We start from the raw sequence: 1,166 nt of genomic DNA, 5'->3' as shown, positions 1-1,166 counted from the left end.
GTAATACCTTCGCGGGCAATGAACTCGACCAGCCCCGCCACGCCACCAAAGCCGCCCACGCGGGTCGGCAGCGGCTGGGGTTTGGGGCGGCTCACCCGCCCGGCGTAGCTGAAGGTGGCATCGAGCCCGCGGGCGGCCACGGCCTGGGCCAGCGCGCTCGCCTCGGTGGTGCCGCCAAGAATCAACAGGTTTTTCATGGTTTCAGGATGTGACGCATGGAGTTAGCAGACGGGGCCTGGCTCACGATCATTGGGTGGGGCGAGAGTGGCACGGCCGGGCTCACCGCCGCAAGCCGGGCCGAGCTCGAATCCGCCGAGGTGGTCTTCGGCGCGCGGCGCCACCTGCGCCTTCTGCCTGAGCTTTCCGCCGAGATTCGCGAGTGGCCGGTGCCCTTTGGTGAGGGCATCCCGCGGCTTCTGGCCGAGCGCGGCCGCCGGGTGGTGATGCTGGTCTCAAGCGACCCGTTCTGGTTCGGCGCGGGAACGAGTGTTACCCGCCATCTGGAGGTGCATGAGTGGCAGGCGCTGCCCGCGCCCTCGACCTTCAGCCTGGCGGCGGCGCGGCTTGGCTGGCCGCTCGAGCGCTGTACCTGCCTGGGGCTTCACGCCAGGCCGCTGACGCGCCTTCGCCCGCACCTGCAGCCGGGCCAGAAGCTTCTGGTGCTGCTGCGCGACGCCGCGGCGGTGGGGGAGCTTTGTGCGCTGATCACGCGCCTTGGTTTTGGTGACTCGACGCTCACCTTGCTGGAGGCCCTCGGCGGCGCCCGGGAGCGCGTGAGGGAGATTTCCGCCCAAGTGCTGCTTCCCGACGACATCGCCCACCCGGTGGCGGTCGCCATCGAGGTGGCGGGTGACGGCCCGGCGCTTCCGCGCACGTCCGGCCTGCCGGATCACTTCTTCGAGCACGACGGTCAGATTACCAAGCAGGCGGTGCGCGCGCTCACGCTCTCCGCTCTTGGCCCCGTGCCCGGCGAGCGGCTATGGGATATCGGCACCGGCTCCGGCTCTGTCGCCATCGAGTGGCTGCTGGCGCACCCGGACAACCGCGCCACCGGCTTCGAGCAAAACGCCGAGCGCGCCGCGCCCGGGCGGCGTAACGCGCAGCAGCTGGGGGTGGACTGGCTGGAGGTGAAGGAGGGCGCCGCATTGGAACTGCTCGGGGAAGCT

2 protein-coding genes are annotated in these 1,166 nt (G+C 70.4%); one reads left to right on the top strand and one right to left on the bottom strand.

Going from position 1 to position 1,166, the window contains the following annotated elements; genetic code table 11:
• Nucleotides 1-197: precorrin-6A/cobalt-precorrin-6A reductase (locus tag BIS11_RS18090; RefSeq protein WP_253586798.1), on the bottom strand; the 197-nt coding region annotated here is incomplete at its 3' end.
• An 18-nt stretch (nucleotides 198-215) separates the two neighbouring features.
• On the opposite strand from BIS11_RS18090, the gene cbiE reads away from it, so the two are divergent.
• On the top strand, nucleotides 216-1,166 hold a 951-nt coding region (gene cbiE, locus BIS11_RS18085), incomplete at its 3' end, for a precorrin-6y C5,15-methyltransferase (decarboxylating) subunit CbiE (RefSeq protein ID WP_253586797.1).

The sequence above is a fragment of the Halomonas sp. 707D4 genome, from assembly GCF_024158685.1.
GTDB lineage: Bacteria > Pseudomonadota > Gammaproteobacteria > Pseudomonadales > Halomonadaceae > Vreelandella.
The sequence above is the reverse complement of the archived record's forward strand: the minus strand, read 5'-3'. Positions and strand labels throughout refer to the sequence as shown.